Annotated in this window: 22 protein-coding genes and 1 pseudogene; 15 read left to right on the plus strand and 8 right to left on the minus strand. The window is 36.8% G+C overall.

Annotation, left to right across the window (positions count from 1 at the left end; translation table 11 throughout):
* Positions 1-6 precede the first annotated feature (6 nt).
* Positions 7-1,047, plus strand: a complete 1,041-nt coding sequence (locus JM83_RS05035) for a PepSY-associated TM helix domain-containing protein (RefSeq protein ID WP_144959974.1) — start codon at positions 7-9, stop codon at positions 1,045-1,047.
* Positions 1,048-1,229: 182 nt separating this feature from the next.
* Here the strand turns inward: JM83_RS05035 and JM83_RS05040 are convergent, their stop codons facing one another.
* Together JM83_RS05040 and JM83_RS05045 are read right to left on the minus strand one after the other, a co-directional pair.
* Complete coding sequence (locus tag JM83_RS05040; protein WP_144959976.1) at positions 1,230-1,886, minus strand: class I SAM-dependent methyltransferase; 657 nt, start codon at positions 1,884-1,886, stop codon at positions 1,230-1,232.
* A gap of 143 nt (positions 1,887-2,029) precedes the next feature.
* Positions 2,030-2,677: an N-acetylmuramoyl-L-alanine amidase gene (locus tag JM83_RS05045; RefSeq protein WP_144959978.1), complete on the minus strand. Its 648-nt coding sequence runs from the start codon at positions 2,675-2,677 to the stop codon at positions 2,030-2,032.
* 188 nt (positions 2,678-2,865) lie between these two features.
* On the opposite strand from JM83_RS05045, the gene JM83_RS05050 reads away from it, so the two are divergent.
* Genes JM83_RS05050 through JM83_RS05090 form a run of 9 tightly spaced genes read left to right on the plus strand, consistent with a single transcriptional unit; the run spans position 2,866 to position 10,052 of the window.
* The gene (locus tag JM83_RS05050) at positions 2,866-3,153 is read left to right on the plus strand and encodes a hypothetical protein (RefSeq protein ID WP_121344404.1); all 288 of its coding nucleotides are present in this window, start codon (positions 2,866-2,868) and stop codon (positions 3,151-3,153) included.
* Between the two features lie 2 nt (positions 3,154-3,155).
* Positions 3,156-3,434 (plus strand): hypothetical protein, encoded by a 279-nt coding sequence (locus JM83_RS05055; protein WP_116769710.1) that lies wholly within the window; start codon positions 3,156-3,158, stop codon positions 3,432-3,434.
* Positions 3,427-5,829 carry a TraG family conjugative transposon ATPase gene (locus JM83_RS05060; protein ID WP_144959980.1) on the plus strand — a complete coding sequence of 801 codons (2,403 nt, stop codon included), beginning with the start codon at positions 3,427-3,429 and terminating at the stop codon, positions 5,827-5,829. The genes JM83_RS05055 and JM83_RS05060 overlap by 8 nt, the downstream gene beginning before the upstream one ends.
* 4 nt (positions 5,830-5,833) lie before the next feature.
* A complete protein-coding gene (locus JM83_RS05065; RefSeq protein ID WP_144959982.1) occupies positions 5,834-6,415 on the plus strand; it encodes a conjugal transfer protein in 582 nt (193 codons plus the stop codon).
* 2 nt (positions 6,416-6,417) lie between these two features.
* A complete protein-coding gene (locus JM83_RS05070; RefSeq protein ID WP_144959984.1) occupies positions 6,418-7,260 on the plus strand; it encodes a hypothetical protein in 843 nt (280 codons plus the stop codon).
* Between the two features lie 12 nt (positions 7,261-7,272).
* Positions 7,273-7,887, plus strand: a complete 615-nt coding sequence (locus JM83_RS05075) for a conjugal transfer protein TraK (protein ID WP_144959986.1) — start codon at positions 7,273-7,275, stop codon at positions 7,885-7,887.
* The gene (gene traM, locus JM83_RS05080) at positions 7,877-8,806 is read left to right on the plus strand and encodes a conjugative transposon protein TraM (protein WP_144959987.1); all 930 of its coding nucleotides are present in this window, start codon (positions 7,877-7,879) and stop codon (positions 8,804-8,806) included. Before JM83_RS05075 ends, traM begins: the two co-directional genes overlap by 11 nt.
* A 30-nt stretch (positions 8,807-8,836) precedes the next feature.
* A complete protein-coding gene (locus tag JM83_RS05085; protein WP_144959989.1) occupies positions 8,837-9,673 on the plus strand; it encodes a DUF4138 domain-containing protein in 837 nt (278 codons plus the stop codon).
* 7 nt (positions 9,674-9,680) lie between these two features.
* Complete coding sequence (locus tag JM83_RS05090; protein ID WP_144959991.1) at positions 9,681-10,052, plus strand: hypothetical protein; 372 nt, start codon at positions 9,681-9,683, stop codon at positions 10,050-10,052.
* Between the two features lie 37 nt (positions 10,053-10,089).
* Here the strand turns inward: JM83_RS05090 and JM83_RS05095 are convergent, their stop codons facing one another.
* From JM83_RS05095 to JM83_RS05105, 3 genes are all read right to left on the minus strand, one after another.
* A complete protein-coding gene (locus JM83_RS05095) occupies positions 10,090-10,827 on the minus strand; it encodes a DJ-1/PfpI family protein (protein ID WP_144959993.1) in 738 nt (245 codons plus the stop codon).
* A gap of 6 nt (positions 10,828-10,833) precedes the next feature.
* Positions 10,834-12,186 carry an RNA-binding domain-containing protein gene (locus JM83_RS05100; RefSeq protein ID WP_144959995.1) on the minus strand — a complete coding sequence of 451 codons (1,353 nt, stop codon included), beginning with the start codon at positions 12,184-12,186 and terminating at the stop codon, positions 10,834-10,836.
* 257 nt (positions 12,187-12,443) lie between these two features.
* Positions 12,444-13,685, minus strand: a complete 1,242-nt coding sequence (locus tag JM83_RS05105) for an IS4 family transposase (protein ID WP_144959997.1) — start codon at positions 13,683-13,685, stop codon at positions 12,444-12,446.
* A 218-nt stretch (positions 13,686-13,903) separates the two neighbouring features.
* Here JM83_RS05105 and JM83_RS05110 point away from each other — a divergent pair, with 218 nt between their 5' ends.
* Complete coding sequence (locus JM83_RS05110; RefSeq protein WP_222430213.1) at positions 13,904-15,454, plus strand: IS1634 family transposase; 1,551 nt, start codon at positions 13,904-13,906, stop codon at positions 15,452-15,454.
* Between the two features lie 21 nt (positions 15,455-15,475).
* On the opposite strand, the pseudogene JM83_RS05115 reads toward JM83_RS05110, so the two are convergent.
* From JM83_RS05115 to JM83_RS05125, 3 genes and pseudogenes are all read right to left on the minus strand, one after another.
* Positions 15,476-15,745 (minus strand): annotated as a pseudogene (locus JM83_RS05115) (DUF4372 domain-containing protein); the annotation flags it as partial.
* Between the two features lie 142 nt (positions 15,746-15,887).
* The gene (locus JM83_RS05120; protein ID WP_144960001.1) at positions 15,888-16,796 is read right to left on the minus strand and encodes an ImmA/IrrE family metallo-endopeptidase; all 909 of its coding nucleotides are present in this window, start codon (positions 16,794-16,796) and stop codon (positions 15,888-15,890) included.
* On the minus strand, positions 16,793-17,143 hold the full coding sequence (locus JM83_RS05125; protein WP_144960002.1) for a helix-turn-helix domain-containing protein: 351 nt from the start codon (positions 17,141-17,143) through the stop codon (positions 16,793-16,795). The genes JM83_RS05120 and JM83_RS05125 overlap by 4 nt, the downstream gene beginning before the upstream one ends.
* 139 nt (positions 17,144-17,282) lie before the next feature.
* On the opposite strand from JM83_RS05125, the gene JM83_RS19080 reads away from it, so the two are divergent.
* Genes JM83_RS19080 through JM83_RS05140 form a run of 4 tightly spaced genes read left to right on the plus strand, consistent with a single transcriptional unit; the run spans position 17,283 to position 19,883 of the window.
* Positions 17,283-17,456 carry a hypothetical protein gene (locus JM83_RS19080; protein ID WP_186434950.1) on the plus strand — a complete coding sequence of 58 codons (174 nt, stop codon included), beginning with the start codon at positions 17,283-17,285 and terminating at the stop codon, positions 17,454-17,456.
* Between the two features lie 6 nt (positions 17,457-17,462).
* A complete protein-coding gene (locus JM83_RS05130) occupies positions 17,463-17,735 on the plus strand; it encodes a DUF2604 domain-containing protein (protein WP_144960004.1) in 273 nt (90 codons plus the stop codon).
* A 1-nt stretch (position 17,736) separates the two neighbouring features.
* Positions 17,737-19,422: a ThiF family adenylyltransferase gene (locus tag JM83_RS05135; RefSeq protein ID WP_144960006.1), complete on the plus strand. Its 1,686-nt coding sequence runs from the start codon at positions 17,737-17,739 to the stop codon at positions 19,420-19,422.
* On the plus strand, positions 19,413-19,883 hold the full coding sequence (locus tag JM83_RS05140; protein WP_186434951.1) for a Mov34/MPN/PAD-1 family protein: 471 nt from the start codon (positions 19,413-19,415) through the stop codon (positions 19,881-19,883). Before JM83_RS05135 ends, JM83_RS05140 begins: the two co-directional genes overlap by 10 nt.
* Positions 19,884-19,885 lie beyond the last annotated feature (2 nt).

Genomic DNA, 19,885 nt, shown 5'->3' on the forward strand with positions numbered 1-19,885 from the left:
AATTTAATGAACAACAGAACCCTATTAAAATACCACTCCTATTTCGGGATCGTTGCAGGTGTATTCTTGTTCGTTATGGGTATTACGGGCTCTGTATTAATCTTTACTGAAGACATAGACCATCTGCTTTTTAATAAGTATGAGGCTGAAATCAATACTACCGACTTACAATTAGACAAAGCCACAGCAACGGTTCAGGATAAATTTCCTAATTGGGATACCAGGATAATCAAGTTTGAGAAAGGCAAAACTATTTTATTCAATTTAAGAAGACCAGAAGCAAGAAAATATGTTTTTGTTCAACCCAGTACCGGTAATATTATCAAAACTATAAATGCCAACACCCATTTTACCAAATGGCTTTTAAAGTTCCATTATTCATTACATACCGGGATTATTGGTAGGTTTTTAGTGTTTTTTGCAGGAATTGCTTTTTTTCTTTCTTTGCTTACAGGAATTATCCTTTACCGTAAAATGATTGTCAAAACACTTTTATTTCAAGTAAAAATAAAAAGTACTAATAAAAGAACTTTCTACTCAGCCCTACATCGATATGTGGGGGTTTGGGCGTTATTATTGAACCTTGTAATTGTATTCACGGGTATTTTCTTAGCGTATAAAGTTGTCAATTCAGGATTAAGGGAAAGTATAGAACCTTCGCCCCCCATATTAAAAACATCTTTAGAAGCATCTTTAATTAAAATTGAAAAAGAATATCCTACCTTTAACGCTACTTACATAAGATTGCCCTCTTCAAAAAAAGGAAACATAGTTTTTAATGGAACTTTCGAAGAAGATGCGTTTTATCTAAGTAAATATTACAACAAGTTTTCCGTTGATTATATAACTGGAGCTATTGTCAGTATCGATAAAATTAATGAAGCAAGCTTCATTACTAAATTCAATAGTAGCATCTTGCCGCTTCATTTCGGTCAATATGGAGGTTGGGTTAGTAAAGTTTTATACTGTATCGTTGGACTTTCCGGTCCTTTTTTATCCATATCAGGTTATTTCATCTGGTTAAAAAGAAAAAAATTACTTTGCTGAAAGAGAATTATACATCAATTCTTTATGAATAATTTATTTATTTATCTCTCATTTTAATTTTGGAAACCGTGTCCGCAGCCGGATGCAAGAATTGTTTAATTTGATAGCTTTTGATGAAGGGGCTGGGATAAAAGGAAGTGCAATTAAACTTAGTGTCTCTTACTGAAAAAACTTGCGCTGACTTATTCAGGTTTACTACCCGAAGCGACAAATATGCCACCATAGTTGAAACTGTCATCCACTTTAAAATTGGAAACCTTCATCTCTAAATATTGGTATATTGGTCTGTCCACTTCGCCTTTCCCAATCCATTTTACAAAATCGCCCTTCAAACTTGGTTTTTCAAGGTACCAGTCCAGAATAACAATTCTACCGTTTGGTTTTAAGATTGAAATCATATTGTCGATTATGTTTCGCCATTCGGGTAGCCCAGACAAACCAAGGTCGCAAAAAACAGCGTCAACGGTAATTTGTTCATCCCGATAATCAAGCCAATTCTGGTCAATTTTAGTAGCATCGTTTAATTCCGTTTCGATATTCGTCCAACCGTTTTTTTCTATTTTTTGTCTTGCCTTATCAAGCATTCCGCTGGACAGGTCAATGCCGATGATTAGTCCTGAGTTGTTCAAATATTCGTTGAAATATTTGAAGTTGACCCCTGTTCCGCAGGGCACGTTCAAAACGGTCTGTCCATTTTTGAGTTGAAGTTCTTTGATGGCATAGTTCCTGGCTTTTTTATAATACCAATTTGAGATGTAATCGTAAATGACGGAAAGCTTATCGTAGTAACGAATAGCGTTTTCCTGTTCTTCCTTTGTTCCGTACATTTGAGTTTCCATTACGCTTTTTTATCTGGTGATGAACTTGATGTATAAAAATACTCATTTCTTATTTTTTAGGTCATAAATCTGCCTTAGAACTTCTGACAAAAAAACTTTCAATACTTCTCGGATGCTTTTAATTGTTTCGATGAATAAGTCTTTCATAATCGTTTATTTGAGTAGTTATAGATTCCTTTTAAAATAGCCATCGCCACGGCCTTGATTTTAGAAGGCTGCAAAAAATAGAACACTTCATCTTCGTTGGTAAGAAATCCAACTTCTATTAAAACAGCAGGGCGGTAATCAACACTTTCCCGTAGCACCTGAAAATTCGCAAACTTCACGCCTCTACTCTCAAAACCCAATTCTTTTTTAAAATAAGCCTGCAACAGATAAGCAAGCAAGGTTGAAAGGTCTGAAAACTGAGATTTAGTATTAGCCACATAAACTTCAATGCCTCTTGCGCTAGCATTATCTGAATGATTGCAATGCAAGGAGATAAAAAAATCAGCATTTAAAGTCTTTGCCAATTTTGTTCTATCCGATAGTGAAATGAGAGTATCTCCATACCGTGACAAGTAAATATCAAGTGGCATTTTTGATTGTTTATTAATCCTTAATATTTCCAGAGCGATATTCATTACAACATCCTTCTCCTGAATCCCATTTATTCCAATGGCACCGGAATCAATTCCACCGTGTCCAACATCAATAACTATTATTTTTTGAGTTGCCGTTTTCTGTCCAAAAATGATGCACATTTTTAGGAGTAAAAAGACAAAACTGGCGTTTTTGAACACTTTTTTCATTTTCAATTTTTGAGTTATTAACAGCATCCCTTCAAAATTCCATAGCATTTGATACCAAATAATAACAACGGAATTCAATCAATATCAAATAATATTTTATTCACAATTATTTGATTTTCAGTTATTTATATTTAAATATATGTAAATTTCGAATAACGAAAACAACACAAATTTTAAACTGTTACGTTATGAAAAAATCAATCTATTTGGCAACTTTTTTGTCGTTGCTCTCAACATCACTTTTTGCTCAAATTGGGGGAATTGAAGATTCGGTCGATGATGTTTCAAACACCATCCGAACCATTTTTCCCATCATTTTAGGGGTTATTTTCCTTGTTGGTTTCCTTTTTAATGCAGGACACTTCTTTGGCGAAAATGCAGACCTAAAAAAAGGTATCACGCGCGTACTTGTCTTTGTACTCATAGCAGGTGCCGTCGTAGGCATATTTACTTACCTCATAGGAATCGTAGTTTAAAGATGAAACGGTTCGAGGTCTATAAAAACATTCGAAAACGGGCAGTTATTTTTGGGCTGCCCATTTCCCTGTTTGCCTTGATGATGGTTTCCATTTTGGCTTCATTGCTCATCATTATCTTCTCTTTCAGCTTCGGGATAATAATAGGTGTTTTGGTTTTCAATGCTTCCCTATATGTGGCGCTGACACGGATAGCCCACAATCCACAGCTTTTCCAAATGGCGAAAGCCTTCCCAAAAATTATCAGTAACAAAAGAAACTCTGGCTTCGATTATGAATAAGATTAACCTTTCAGCATATCAACCTATTGTAGATATTCAGGACAATATCGTATTTGCCAATAATGGCAACGTAGTCTTGTGCTATAAAGGTAATCTACCAGAAATCTATTCCTTATCTGAAAAGGATTTTGAGGATATGCACGGTGCTTGGTTTCAGGCATTAAAGTCTTTGCCTGTTGGTACTGTGGTTCACAAGCAGGATATATACCTGAAGAAATCATATACCTCAGAGCAACTTCCGAATTCTACCTTTCTGGAAAAGGCTACCCACGAACATTTTAAAGGGCGTGGGCATATCGAGCACAGCTGTTATTTATTCTTCATCTTGACCAAAAACAAGGCTCTAAACAATCCTAAATATGTCAATCCCTTTAGGAAAATTTCAAAGGGAATTGTACAGGAATTGGATGATAACATTAAGAGTTTCGTAAACTCTGTAAGCGATTCTGTTTCCTTTATCAACAATAGCCGAAAAATGGCATTCCTTCCGCTTAAAGCGGATGAGATACAGCACCTCACAAACGGTTATTTCAACGGTTTCAATGAGGGTTTTGATACGGACATCATATTAGATAAAAAAAGCGTCAATATTGGCGAAAACCATTTTGATGCCCTTGCCATCAACAGCGAACTGTGCTTTGGCGAAAGTGTGCAGAGTAGCAAAACTAATGAGAAATTCACTTCTGACGATTTTGTGTTTCATCAAGGGTTTATTGATGGCTTAGGGCTTACGCTTAATGAGAACCATATTGTCAATCAAATCTTGTATTTGGATGACAAGCAAAAGTGGCGCAAACTGCTCGATAAAAAGATTGAGGAACTCAACAAAAGTTCGAACTTTGGTTCACAGAATAAAGTGGTGCTTGGTAAAATCCAGCACATCCTTGACCAAATCAATGCTGATGACAATGCCCGAATTATTCGTGGTCATCTCAATATTGTCTATTGGGCAAAAGAAGCCAAAGAGCTCGACAAGATAACTTCAAAAATCAAGACTGAATTTAAGGAATTGGATATCATCCCGTATTATCCAAGAGGCGAAGAACGCAAAAACTATATTCTAAATAGTTACTGCTGCTTTTCATCCAACTTTTCAAACAACGATTTATATGTAACCGATTTAAAACACGCGCTCTGCTTGTTCATCAATAACACAAATTATAAGTCTGATCCTACAGGTATCATCTTTAATGACCGCGAACATAATATCCCCGTGCTCAAAGATGTTTGGGATGAAAAGAAGAAACGCATCAAGGCACGAAACTTTGCCATTTTCGCCCCAACGGGCGAAGGAAAATCCTTTTTGGCCAATAACATATTACGCCAGTATTTTGAAAGTGGCGTTCGCCTGGTCATCATAGACTTGGGTGGTTCTTATACCAAGTTTGCCAAACTCTATCCTGAAAAATATACTGTGCTTCGCTATGAAAGTGGCAAAAATTTAGGGATCAATCCGTTTTATATCGATAACCAGAATGATCTAAGCCCGGAACGTCTGGAAGATCTATCGCTGTTTTTATTTGAACTGTTCGCTTCAGATTTGAAAGTGACTAAAGCACAATCGGTTTCCGTCAAAAAGATATTACGCCACTATTACGATAGTACATCAGAAAATCATTCGTTGGATGGTTTTTACAGCTTTATAGAAAAGAATCAAGAAAACATACTTGATAATCTTAAAATCCATCCCGATTACTTCAATGTCACGAGTTTTTTGCACGTAATGTCAGAGTATGTCGGCGATGGTCTATATAGCTTCCTCTTTGAAGTCAGCGAAGACCAGACTTATAAGATTGAGGATAAACGTTTGATTGTTTTTGAGCTGGATGAAGTAAAGGACAACAAGGAAATTCTTTCCGTGATGTTGAAACTGATTAAGTCCGCTATCCAAAGAACTATTTGGAAAAATAGAGCTGAAAAAGGTATCATCCTCTTTGACGAGTTTGCAAAGCAACTAAAGTTTGAAAATGTATTGGAAAGTGTAGAATTCTACTATCAAGCGATACGTAAACAAAACGGTGCTATCGGTATCATTCTACAGTCGATAAATCAGCTTCCGAATAACTCTACTTCTGCGAGTATTCTCGAAAATACACAGGTCATTTACAGCCTTAACAATGAAAAAGGTTATGACGAACTGGTTAAAAGACTCAGCCTTTCAAGCCACGATTTAAACCAATTAAAATCCATCAAAAACAACCTTTCTGGACCACGCAAGTACACCGAAATGTTTATCAAAATTGGTAGGGAAAGTAACATTTTTCGGCTTGAAGTTCCGAAGGAAGTATATGCCGCTTATCTGACCGATGGACAGGAAAACGAGGAAATTATGAAGCTCTACAACGAGCATCAGGATATGCAAAAAGCAATTATTCAATTCACATCTAAAACCTAATATTATGAAGACAAAAATCAAAATTTTAGTAATGACGGTAGCCCTGACCTTATTTATTTCAGGCAATGCCAATGCACAGGGAATGCCCACTTATGACAATACCAATTTTATCAGTTTGGTAAAACAACTCATAGAATCAGGTAAACAGACAGCTCAAATGATAAAGTCTGTGAAGTTCTTAAAAGATGCAAAAGAGGCGATAGAAAAAGTGTCAAGTGTTGTTCAACAATTAAGAGCAGTCGAGGAAATAGGACAGAACAATCAACACTTGATTAATGTAATGCAAAATGATTTACAGGATATTTTAAACTCGCCTTATATAAAACCAGATGAAGTTTCCAAAGTTATGGAATCATTTGATGCCATAGTTCAAAACTCATTGGACACGGTGGATTTTATCGATGAAGTTCTATCCAGCGATTACCTAAAAATGAGCGATGCCGAACGTGCTGAAATTCTAAAAGCAAAAGAGCTGGAATCAAAACAAATGGTTTCCACCATCACAACAAAAACAAAACGCTATCGTGATATTATTTCCTTTAGAAAAATGCAGGATAAAGTCAATAACCGAGAAACCAATTATTAAAAATGACGGCGACCATCATTTTAGGGATAGGTTTGGATTACATCGATACGGTGTTCCAGACCATACAGAGCAGCAACTTTTCGCAATACACTATTGCCGGAATGAAAACGCTCGCTGTCCTGTTTTTTCTGGTTAACATCCTGAAAAAATACAATGAAGGTGTTGCGGATAAAGACGGCTATACTTGGGGATTGAGTCCAGGGGACTTGATGAAGAATTTTGCCATTGTCATATTAGTAATTTTCTCAACGCAGGTGTTAGGGTTCTTTGATGGGATATTGGTAGCCATCGAGGGGCAGTATAGGGGCACAGCACCTGCGTTATTACCATTGCAAATGCAGGACATTCCGTTAGAGGAAGATGTAAGTCTCTTTGATGCCGCAAGTTCCGCAATGACGCTTTTATATGAAGCCTTAGTAACACCGTTATACGGTTTTAAAATATTGGCATTCATCCTAAGTACGATACTCTGGATATTGGATCTGTTCATTTATCCGCTATTCCTTGCAGAACGTTTCTTCCTTTTGGGAATAATGCAAGCCTTTTTTCCTCTGGTAATTAGCCTTGCCGTTTTTGAAAAGTTTCGTTCGCTCGCTTATACCTTTTTCAAATTGTATGCTGCTGTATATATGTTAGTGCCGGCATTCTTTTTAGTCAATGTATTTGTTAACGCTATTTATACGGAAATCAACACCAATTTCTGGGTCAACTTATTTGGTAGTGATACAGGTCAAGGCTTTTTTGCGCCTGTGGTTCAAATAGGTTCAGTCGCATTTATTGTTTTCCTGAAATTCAAATTGTATAAACGTGCCACGTCCTTTACACTCAGATTATTTACCGCCTAAATCAGATTAAATATGAAAACACCATACAAGAATATTTACAACGTCCTAAAACTGAATCGGTTTATCGTTTTGGCGGTTGTTGTCTGTGCATTGCTGTCCAGCACATTTTCGGTTTGGATGGTTTTCAACACCAATCAAAAAGCGCTCAATAGTGCCTTTGCTATCAATACCGATGGAAGCATCATTCCGCTGAAGCTCGTGACCCAAAAGGAAAATTTTCGGGTTGAAGCTCTCGCTCATTTGGATTTGTTCCACAACTATTTCTATAACATCGATGCCAGTAATTATGTACGCAATTTGGAAAAAGCATTGTGGTTGGGTAACAGTTCCGTGGACAATCTCTACCGCCAGAAAAAAGCTGATGGCGTTTACAATAGATTGCTTCAGTATTCCTTGGTTCAAAAAGTACTGAGCATCGATTCAAGGATAAATGAAAATAATGGCTCGTACAGTTTTACCACGACGACCATTTTTGAAATCAATAGAGGTTCAATCATAGACACTTACGAGTTGGTTTCGACCGGAAACCTGATTATGGTTGACCGAAACTTTCCCAACAATCCGCACGGATTGCTGATTACCAACTATTTCGAAAACACTTTAAAAAAAATATCAGATGAAAGTTGAAAAGAATAAAATAGTATTTGCAGCGGTTTTGTCCGTGATTTTCATATTCCTGATTTCCTATTCTGTAATGGTAATGGGCGATGATGAAAGTGAAACAGAAAATCTTAAACAGACCTTAGTGCCAGATTTAGAAGAAGACCAAAAAGAGTACGATTCCAAATTGGATGCGATTAACGACTTAAAAAAAGTACGTGAAAACAATGCGCCGAGCATCTATGATGAAAAACTGATTGATTCCTTGGGATTTTACGACCCGGATCTACCGGAACGCGAAAAAGAGCGTATCGTAGATAGTATCTATGAAGCTGGCAAGATTCAGTATTCGGCGAAACGATACCAAAACTTGGGACAGTGGAAGACAGCTCGAAAAGTGGTATCAAGAATTGATTCTGCTGAAGTAAAAAGAGAACAAAAAATTCAAGCCAAAGAATTGGGATTGGAACATCAATTGTTCTTCGCTGCTGCGCCCAAACCAAACGATGTCTCAATCATAGGTAATACAGATGAAACTATATACGTGGTAGTAGATGGCGACCAAGTCGTAAAAGCGAATACCAGATTGCGGATGCGCCTGACCAAAACTGCTACAATCAATGGTAAAGAAATGCTTAAGAACACACCCATTTTCGGTTTCATCAGCTTTCAGCCCAATCGGGCGCTAATCGAAATTGAAAACATAAAGCACCATCCTACAAAACTCAAAGCTTTTGATTTATCTGATGGTAGTGAAGGTATCTATGTACAGAACAATTTTAGGGCAGAAGCCACCACCGAAGTTCTGGACGATATTATTGGCGACATCAACATACCTACCGTTCCGCAAGTAGGTGGCGTTACAAAAGTACTAAGACGAAGTAACCGCAACGTAAAGGTTACTGTCCTGAACAATTACAGATTAATCTTAAAACCGAAATTATGAGCCCATAATGGGCATTTAAAACGCACTCTTATGAAAAAGTATATCATTATTTCCGCACTTATTATTGTTTCCGCTTTCGCGAAAGCACAACAGCAACCAATACCGCTTGATACAATCTATGCCAACGACACCAAAAACGTTGCGCTATTCTTTCCAGAACCTATACGGCAAGGTATAACCGGTTCAGATAATTTTGTATTTACTTACAATCGTGAAAAAGAACAGTATTTTGGACTTCTTCAAGCAAAGCCTGGGAAGGAAAGTAATTTGCTGGTAGTCAACAGAAATGGTTCAATTTTTTCGTATATTGTAAGGTATAAAAAACAGCTATCTAAGCTCAATTATTTCATTCCGCTAAGCAATAGTATAGGGAATGAGAAACCGATTAAAGTCGATTCGATTCTTGCTGAATCCTCTGAAGAACGTGTAGATAATAGAAAGTATTACTACCAAAAATTCTGCTCGTATCTTCTTAACAGAAACCAGCGTATAGGTCGAATCAAAAAGCGAAATGAAGGTATCGTTTTGAGTGTTGAGAATATTGTTTTTGATAAGAAAGAACTCTATTTCGTTATCCAGATTGAGAATAATTCTTCGTTGGATTACGATTTGAATTTCTTGAACCTTTCGATTGAAACAAGACAAAAAGGGAAAAGAAAATCGTTACAACGCCTGTATCAAGAACCGATTTACAAACACAATCTGCCTTCAAAAATTGCAAAAAGTGAGACGGTTCGCTTCGTTTATGTATTGCCCAAATTTTCATTATCCGATGACCGTAGGGCAATTTTAGAATTGAATGAAAAGGATGGCGAACGCAATATTGAACTGAAAATATCACATAGATATATCAATAACCCAAATTAAGAATCTTATGAAAAAAATTGTTGTTTTCTCGCTCGTAGTACTGTTCCTTTCTTGTGCTAATTCCGAAACTAAAATTTCGGGACCAAGTGCTACAGCCCAAATTGTTATTGAAAGCTTTTATGAAAAGGATGAGGAAGCTTTAAAAGCTAACTCAACACCACAAGCGTATTCTAACTATATGAATACTATAAATATGTTTAATGCGACGGTAAAGGATGATTCAAACTTTACTGTTTTGCAGGATACGATTATGGGTAACGTGGCTTGGGTAAAATATACCACAGCCTATGATAAGACACCAGGCCTTTTTAAACTGGTCAAGCAAAATGGCAAATGGTTGGCGGATGCGAGAGGCTCAAAGGATAAATCGCCTTTTTAAAGCTTCTGTCTCATTGCTAAGATTATTCCTTCCAGTTTTAAAGTCTATCGAGATACAAGTAACTTTCAACAAACTTTCTGTGTTCTTTACTTGTCATTATTTCGACCAATTCCAAGGCTGGGATGTAGCTTGCTAAATTTCCGTTTGAAGAAAGAAACTTTCCGTCTTTAACATACGTTACTAAACTATCGTTCTGAACTTTCAAGTTCGGATAGTCCTTTTGCAACTGTTCGCCACCACCAATCCACGTTACTATTTTATAGCCATCTGCAATCCCAGATTTTCCAATTAATTGTGCACCAGCGCAATTGCTCACGGTATAGTCTGTTTCCTTATTTTTTTCTTTAATAAAATTTACTATTCTATCATTGTGAACCTGGGCATACATATCGTAAGCACTTGGAACGAATAGGGCTGTTAGCTTTGGGCAATTATCGAATGTGTAATCAGGGACAAATCGCATTCCTTCTTCTGTGGTAATTGGATTTTCGGTTTCTGCTATGGTAACGACATTAAAAAGTTGCTTTCCATCTTCCGTAGGTTTTGTAAAAACATCAGATGTTGCGATGACTTCACTTTGTAAAACACCATTATACATTAAAAGCCCGATTGTAGGTAATTCAGATTTAAAGGGTTTCAGGTGTTTGGTAAGCGTGTCTGATTTCTTTTCGGTAGTAGTGAATTCTGGATTTTCTACTTTTGATTTTGATTTTTCGGTATTGCAACTCATCATTAATGCAGCGGCAATAAATACTATAATTCTAAAATAATTCATATAATCTTATTTTGATAATTTAACTTCCCAATAACCACGAGTACCACCGACACGCTCTATAAAGCCAGCGTCCTTCAAATTGTTTAGATGTTTCTGAATGGCAGATTCGTTTATATGTAGTATTTCTGCTATTCCTGAACGGCTTATTCGGTTATCTGAAGCAATTAATTTTAAAACTTCCTTTTGTCTATGTGTCAACTCTTTGATATCGTCAATTTCAGCATCTTTTTGACCACCTTTTAGACCACCCATTACACCACCTATTTGACCACCATCTTCAACAGCAGTTTCTTTAGCTGTAAAAGTCATTCTAAGGAAATTATCTGAAAATTTAAAACTCTCTTTGCCATAGTGTTCCAAAATACGAGGGATGCCAGATCCTAATTGCTCTACCAGTTCCAAATCCTTGAAAATCCGCATCAATTCCTTGTTGCGCGGAACTGAAAAGCCCTCGAAAAATTCCTGCTCGCTTAGTCCTTCTGGTAAACTACCTGCCGAAGTGATTTCAATTCTATCTGTAAAGATTTCAAACTTTGGTGTTATTTCGTTGGTATAGTCATTATGCACGAAGGCATTAATGATGGCCTCGCGTAAGGCGATAGGATTCCAAAGGTTGGCTTGTTGTCTTTCCTTAGCCGTTATTTTAGTGTTGGTTCGGTTCTCGACAGCAATTTTATCAATCACTTGTTTTGTGGCCTTGACCAAACATTCGTGACCATATTCGTTGCTCTCTATCAAGTCTGTCCGGGTTTTGCCCGAATACTTGGCCACTTTAATAGAAGTGTTATTCTTATCTGCCAAAAGATAGCCGGCATAATTGAATGCGCCTTCTTCGGTTAGTAGTTCCAAGTTCTTCGCAAAAGCTTTACCAAGGGTGTGTCCTGATTCTTCGTAGTAGATTTTCAACTGACTAAAGCTTAAATCCTGCCGACTCGCTTTAATTTTGCTGATGGAATTTCGGGTGCGCTTGGCAAAAAGCTCGTCTATCATTTTTTGTGCCATCGGTTCAGCTGCTGAACCCAAGCGAATGAAACAACCCTTTTCGCTCATCCCATACTTTTTGAGATAATAGGGTTTTTCGGGACCACTCGCCACAATGATTTTTAGGATGTTTTTGCCCTCTCGTTCCTCGCTCACAATATCAAACAAACCCAAAGCTGAAGGACGGATATTGTTCTTTAACCTGTCCTTAATTTTTAACTGGTCGCCATCTGCATCAGGCAAACCGTAAATGTTCCCTTCCTTATCAATACCGATATAGATAATGCCACCTTCACGATAGTTCAAAAAAGCAATGACCTCTTTTTCAAGTCCATCAGACAGTTCTCGTTTGTATTCTATGCGGTTTGTTTCGGTCATTATTTAAATAAATAGGCAATAAAGATACTGATATTAATTTGTGGAGATTGATCTTGCTACCTTTGATAAGACACCTAATATTTTTAAATTGGTTAAGCTGAATGGAAGGTTGTTGAGAGGCGGTCTAAAAAGGAAGTGTTTTTAATGAAGACAAAGATTTAAACAATCAAAATTATTAAATCAAAATTCATACTCATCCGAAAGTTTTTGAATTTAAGCAAATTTTCCGTGTGAAGGCCTTTGGATAGGCTTGCAACTTATCTGTTCCATGAAAATAAGTCTGGTTTTTCCCCGACATGAAGTTGGGTTTGTCCCCTTATCCTTTTTGCCCCTTCCCCCACCATATTGCAGGCGTAATCCAGGGTCAGGTAAAAACACAGGCAGATCCTGATTTTTTCCACAAAATTCGAAAATGCCTGTGCTTTTTTGGCTATTGTTCTCTTAATAATTTGGAGCAGCAAATACGTTATTAGTGCGATATATATTTGTGATTTTACTGCATTCTCACTGGTCCCAAGGAACGTCTTTATCTGGAGGTTTTGTTTTATCGCCTTAAAAAACAACTCGATATCCCATCTTTTTTTATAAAGGTCTGCAATGGTCCTGGCACTCCAATCCAAGTTGTTGGTGATTATTTCTATTACCTTGTTCTCGTCCTGCTTATAAACGTGCACCAATCGGAGATAGTGTTGTGCAATACCCGTTTTCAACGCTTTATCGCTTGACAAAGTGATGATCTCATCTTTTAGAATATCCTGATCACTGTCTTCGGGGAGTTCCAATTCTTCCACGGTTTCATAAACTGTATTGGTCTTGATGCGGGTAACAAAAACATTTTCCGCCACGATCCTTTGTAGTATCAACGAAAAATCAAAATATGCCCTGTCCTCTACAATGACCGTTCCCTTGCGGAAGACGGATTGGGCCAGTCCTTTGCTGTCGTGGACTTTTGCCTGTGTTATATTGACCATATCGGGGATCATCAAGGCATCGTCCCAGCAGGTGTGTATTTTTATACCTCCTTTGGCTGTCCGAAACTTTGCCCAATCGAACATGGACAAACACAGGCTGATAGTGGTGCTGTCGATCAGTTTTATGTCCCGGTCGTTGATTTCATTGATAATATTGGCTTGACCGTACTTTGTCAATAGCCGCCCATAGTGGGCCAATAACCTGTAATAGAGGGTCTCGAAGACTTTGTAACTGCGTTTTTTGTTCCCGTCGCTCATCGTGGAACGGGCAGGGCTTTGGGCTAGCCCCAAATCTGCAATAAAGGTCTCGCTCACACCAATTCCAGTGGAAATATCGCTAAGGGTATAGCATTTGTTCAGCTGTCCGAAAGTTTGGGCAACGAATTGATCGTAGGTCTTGTACCTGCTGCACCCCTTGTCTCCATTGTGCTCATCGGCACAACGCATGAGCATCCAGCGGGGACATAGATCGATTATTTGTCGAAGAAGGGGTTTGTTCGTATTTTTGGTGCGCCTGAAGAGTCCCATAAAAATTATTTTTTGTGTGCAAAACAAAAATAAGGGATCCTCAGGCTCTTTTAAATTTCAACTTTCGGATAGTTGTGATCAAAATTCAACAATTTTCTTATGATGAAAATATTGGTATTATAGTTGAAGTGTAATTAAGCAATTATATATTTCCTGTCTTCCGCACTTTTTAAAAATCAGCTTGGGATGCATTGATTTTACTGGAATGAATTTTGAAAATGGGTGTTGCAAGCCTATTTTTGAGGATGTTTTTAAGAAAATTAAAGAATCGTTCTGGTAGTATATCGGTACAAATTATTTCCAAAGAAAGAGGGAAATACAAGGTTGTTAAGTCTATTGGCAGCAGTAGCAATGAGCAGGAGATCCAAAAACTTGTTTTTCTGGGAAAGCAGGAAATAGAAAGACTGGAGGCTCAGGGAAAATTGTTTGTTTCAGAAAATGACATTGTTGTTGAGCAGTTATTTGAAGCTTTGGGCAATGCCAGTATTAAAACCGCGGGCCCGGAAATTATTTTTGGAAAAATATATGACGGCATCGGTTTTAATGAGATCAATGAAGATCTGTTTCGCCATTTGGTGATTGCCAGATTGGCCTTTCCTTTGAGCAAATTAAAGACTATTGAATACCTGTACCGGTTTCAAGGTGTAAGGCTGGATATAGATGCTGTATATCGTTTCCTGGACAAGCTCAATGACCGTTTAAAAACACAGGTTGAGCAGATTTCTTTTGCACATACTTTAAAAGTTCTTGGAGGTAAGATCAGTATTGTCTTCTATGATATGACCACACTTTATTTTGAGGCCAGCGATGAGGATGATCTTAGAAAAGCAGGCTTCAGTAAGGATGGGAAGCATCAGAACCCCCAGATCTTTCTTGGTTTGTTGGTGGGGCTTGGAGGCTATGCTATTAGCTATGATATTTTCGAAGGCAATATTTATGAAGGGCATACTTTGATTCCATTCATAGAAAAAACAACAGCAAAATTTAATTTGGAAAAACCTGTGATTGTTGCCGATGCTGGCTTATTGTCAAATTCCAACATCTTGGCCCTTGAAGAAAAAGGTTACCAATATATCATTGGGGCAAGGTTAAAAAACGAACCAGAAAAAATAAAGAAACAGATACTGGCAAAAAAGCTTATCGATGGCCAGATGATCAAAATACCAAAGGCTGAAAAAACCCGTCTGATTGTTACCTATGCCAACAATCGAGCGGCAAAAGATGAGCACAACCGAAAAAGAGGATTGCAGCGCCTGGAAAAGCGGATAAAGTCTGGAAAGCTCACCAAATCCAACATCAACAATAAGGGTTACAATAAATATTTAAAAATGCAGGGGGATGTGACCATTGAAATTGATTATGAAAAATTCTGGAAAGACAACGCCTGGGATGGATTGAAAGGCTATGTAACCAATACAGAACTATCAGATAAACTCGTAGTCGAAAATTACAAAAATTTATGGCATATTGAAAAGGCCTTCAGAATGTCAAAGACCGATTTACGAATACGGCCCATTTACCACAGATTACGTCACCGGATCGAAGCCCATATCTGCATCTCATTTACGGCTTACAGTATCTATAAGGAATTGGAAAGGTTGCTGCACACAGAAAACTCTACTATATCACTAAGAAAAGCAGCAGAACTCACACATAATATATATCAAATAACTTATACCCTTCCTGATTCTAAACACACTAAATCAAAGCTCCTGAAAATGGATGATCAGCAGGCAGAATTATATCAAATCATCGAGAAAAATTTCTAGGGTGTTGCAACGCTGAAGACAGGTGGAACGGGCAGGGCTTTGGGCTAGCCCCAAATCTGCAATAAAGGTCTCGCTCACACCAATTCCAGTGGAAATATCGCTAAGGGTATAGCATTTGTTCAGCTGTCCGAAAGTTTGGGCAACGAATTGATCGTAGGTCTTGTACCTGCTGCACCCCTTGTCTCCATTGTGCTCATCGGCACAACGCATGAGCATCCAGCGGGGACATAGATCGATTATTTGTCGAAGAAGGGGTTTGTTCGTATTTTTGGTGCGCCTGAAGAGTCCCATAAAAATTATTTTTTGTGTGCAAAACAAAAATAAGGGATCCTCAGGCTCTTTTAAATTTCAACTTTCGGATAGTTGTGATCAAAATTCAACAATTTTCTTATGATGAAAATATTGGTATTATAGTTGAAGTGTAATTAAGCAATTATATATTTTGTAAAATTACTTGAGTTTTGCTTTTATTCACTTCTCCTTTAGGGAAAATAAATACAAAAATATTAAAGGAGTTAAAGAAATATTGATAACTACAATCTAAATACTCGTCATTGATTGTTTCTAAAGAAATTTCCCCTTTTTTGTACTTTTGTCCAAATTTGAAATGACGAGCAAAATCCCACTTATATCCATACTCCTCTGGTAATTTAAGCTCCCCAATATCTCTGACAAATGATTGAGAGTGAAACAAATTTCGCTTGGAACAGATTGACCCATTACCCGCGTTTTTTTTAATTGGATTCAAAACAAGCAGAGCACATCTATTTTTCGACTTTAAAACATAATTTCGTAAAGAAGAGTGAACTGAAGAACCAAATTTTTTGGCCAAAGCCATAGCTGAATCAATTGACAGATTTAATTTATGCATTTCAGTCATAAATCTATCTTGCTGAAAAAGGGTAATTGAAGCAAAGTAATTGGCTTCAGCTTCGAATTGATCTTCAAAACTGGCTTTGAGGGTTTCATTGTCATCCAGAGCTAACATTATCTCATTTTGCCAAGGCAACAGGCCGTGACCAACTTCGTGAAGTTTAACGAAATTTTGTCTTCCCGTGGTTTGGCTCAAATCAACATAAATAACCTTTTCAGGTCTAAAAAATAGGCCTTTAATTTTCGATAAACCAGACTGTAAAATTTTGAAGCGATCCGCTGACTTATCTTTTAGTTTCTCGATAAAACTATAATCAACATTTCGGAGGTCTATCCCATTATCTATTGTCAATTCGGTATGTCCTAAAATATTATTGATAGGAGTTGGAAAAACATCAAAGCTTTTACTTTGTTTAAGAACTTCGTAAGATATTTTTTCGATGTCCTTCTTAGTCGTATCGTCAATCATACTCGCTTGTGAGTTTTGACGAATTCTAAATATCTTAAAACTTCTTCCTTTTCATCAAAAGTCATATCTTCAGAAGAAAAAGCTACTTTTTGGACAAAACTGTCATTGGCGGAATCTTTTTCTTCATTTTTCTTGTCAATTATTCCAGCACTACTTAGAAATGTTTTAAGAGGCACTCTATAAAGCGCGGACAATTTGTAAAGGATATTAGCTGAAGGATTTTTAATTTTTTCATTTTCCAATTGGCTGAGATAGGCATTGGAAATACCAGAATTATCCTCCACTTGTCTTAGGGTAAGACCAACATTTTTACGGGCTTCTTTTAAAGTAGCTCCAAGTGAATTCATCTTGAATTTTTTGTAAATATACAAAATATTGCTTGATAAAAATAGCGATAATCTAAACTGTTCTAATTTTATTTATAATTTTGCTTGATATAATTAGATTTATTCTTATGTTTGCATCGTAATACTTAATCTTATTAAAATGGCAAAAAATAAACCTGTTGGGGACAACGCTAGAAAAGGAGCTGTGAAACAACGTTCACAAACGCTTAACCCGAAAACAAACCTCTTCGTAAAAAGGAATACGGAAACGGGTAAATTTATGGATGTGAAAACAACCGGAGGAAAATTTAAAGGAGTTAGAAAAGAGAAATAATTAGAAATGAAAAAAGAAAAAATTCAAATCAAAGTATTGATTGAGGGCGATAAGGCATTTAATGACGATTACAACCAAAATCAAAAAATTAAAGTTCTAATAAATAAAAGCTTGGCAAATCTGAAAATTGATTCAGATGGAAGAGAGCTAAAGAGAGAGGATGGCACCCCAATTTTGGATTGGGATAAAACTATTGAAGAAATTAATATTTCTGCAGGAGAATGTCTAAGATTTTTCAAAAAGGCTCCTAAACCAGACAGAGATAAGGGATTTGCATAATATGGATGTTTTTTATTGGAATACGCATCCGGCTTATAAGAATTTATATGAGGCTGAACTTGGTTTACTAAAAAGGGGCTTGGGCGGTAAATTTAAATTATTAGAACTTCTTGAACCCCCCAAATCTGAATTGAATAAAGTCAGTGTATTAGGATTACTCAAATTTGGCAATAGTTCTGAACAGCACGTTTTAGTTGTCTTCCCCACTAAATATCCGTATGCTCCTCCAAAAGTAAAGGCTGTATCATTAGCTTACACTCCTGATGGCACAACCGTATCTCAAATAATTCCCAAATTATTTGGAAAAGGAAATCAATATAATGATGGCGCTTTATGCCTTTTTCAACAGGGCTTTTGGAATAGTAATGAACATAATGTGGGATGGTTATTAAGAAGAGCTCAAAAATGGCTGATATCAGTCAATTCTCCTCAAGGCTTCAAGCCAGAAGAGATTGTTGAAGAGAACCCTTCCCCACTTCAAAACATTGGCCAAGTAATTATTCCGAAGGAAATCCATATACCAAAAAATCTCAAAACTGGAGAATTTACATTAACACAATTCAAGCCTAACTATTATATTCTGGAACAAAATGTACTTAGTGAGCCTCCATTTTATTTTCAATTAAACAAAGAAGTCTTTAGGTGGTATGGTTTTGAAAAACATCTAAGTTTCAAAAAGCTCTTTCCTGCTATTACTGCTCAAGCTTTCATCGATATTTTTAAACAATATTTTGGCGAGAACCTTATTGAAAAAAGCCAAACCAGGAATGTTGCATTTTATTTACCCGGGGATGTCAATCCTTGGCACTTCTTTAAATTGGTAATAACTGTAAATGGCCCTTCGGTCAACATTCAACCCAATTATTATATCGGAAGAAATGTCGCAAGTGAACTTTACCTGAGAACAAAAGATTTATTTGACGATAAAATACTTTCAAAAAAGCGCATCACTATTATTGGTCTTGGCGCAATTGGAAGTGAGGTGGCATTATCCTTAGCCAAAAATGGCATAGGACATTTCAATCTTTTTGATAGCGATATCTTTGAAATTGGTAATTCAGTCAGACACGCAGCTGATTTGTTTTACATCGGGGAGGACAAAGTCAGCGTTATGAAACGTTTGATACGAAGATCTAATCCTAATATTACAGTGAACAGTTACAAAACCGATATTCTAGATGATTCTGGACTGCTTGAGGAATCTCTTTCAAAAAGCGATTTGTGTATAGTACTTACTGCTGAAGAGTCAGTAGATTATTTAATCAACGATAGATACATAACTAATTTTGGTGTTCCCTTCGTTTTCGCTCGTGTATCGGAAGGTGCTCTCTCCGGGTCTATTCAAGTAGTAAGTAACGATTCCGCTTGTTTGAGATGCCTTAGCTTAAGAGATAAAGATTTTTTGCCAACATCTTCTAAGAAAATAAGTTTTCAAGAACTGATGCCAGAGTATGGTAGTTGTTCGAATCCTGCCGTACCAGGCTCCGAAATAGATACGAAAGAAATTTCATTACAGGTCGCTAGGATTTCTTTACAACTCTTATTAAAAGACAAAAACAAAACGTATCCTGAATTAAAACATCGACAATTTTACTGGCACGGGCCTTTTGGTTCCGATAGCAACGAGCCTTTTACTTGGGAACGCAGAAATTATAAAAAGCATCCAAAATGTTCCGTATGCAATTAGTAGATGTTTTATATCACAAATCAGTTCTGGAAGTATTTTCAAGTGAAATTGAAAAGTTCGGACTTATTGAAACTGGCGGAGTCTTATTAGGCTATAATCAAAACAATCAATTAATAATTACTAGAGCGACAGATGGTGGGCCAAAAGCAATTCACGAAGATTTTTATTTCCAAGCGGATTCACACTACATAGATATGATTATCGATATGGAATATGCCAATTCTGATGGGAAAATTGGATATGTTGGTGAATGGCATTCTCACCCTCAGATTTATCCCACACCTAGTGAAGTCGATTTAAATTCACTGTTAGAGATAACTGAATCTTCAAAAACAACAAATATTCTTTTAATCATTGGTGCGGTTGACTTTGACAATACTAAATTTATAGACCAAACTATATCTATAATTAAAAAATTCAATGAAAACAAATTTTATTCTCTTAACCAAATTATTTTCTAATA

Origin of the sequence: Gillisia sp. Hel_I_86, from assembly GCF_007827275.1 — a bacterium.
GTDB lineage: Bacteria > Bacteroidota > Bacteroidia > Flavobacteriales > Flavobacteriaceae > Gillisia.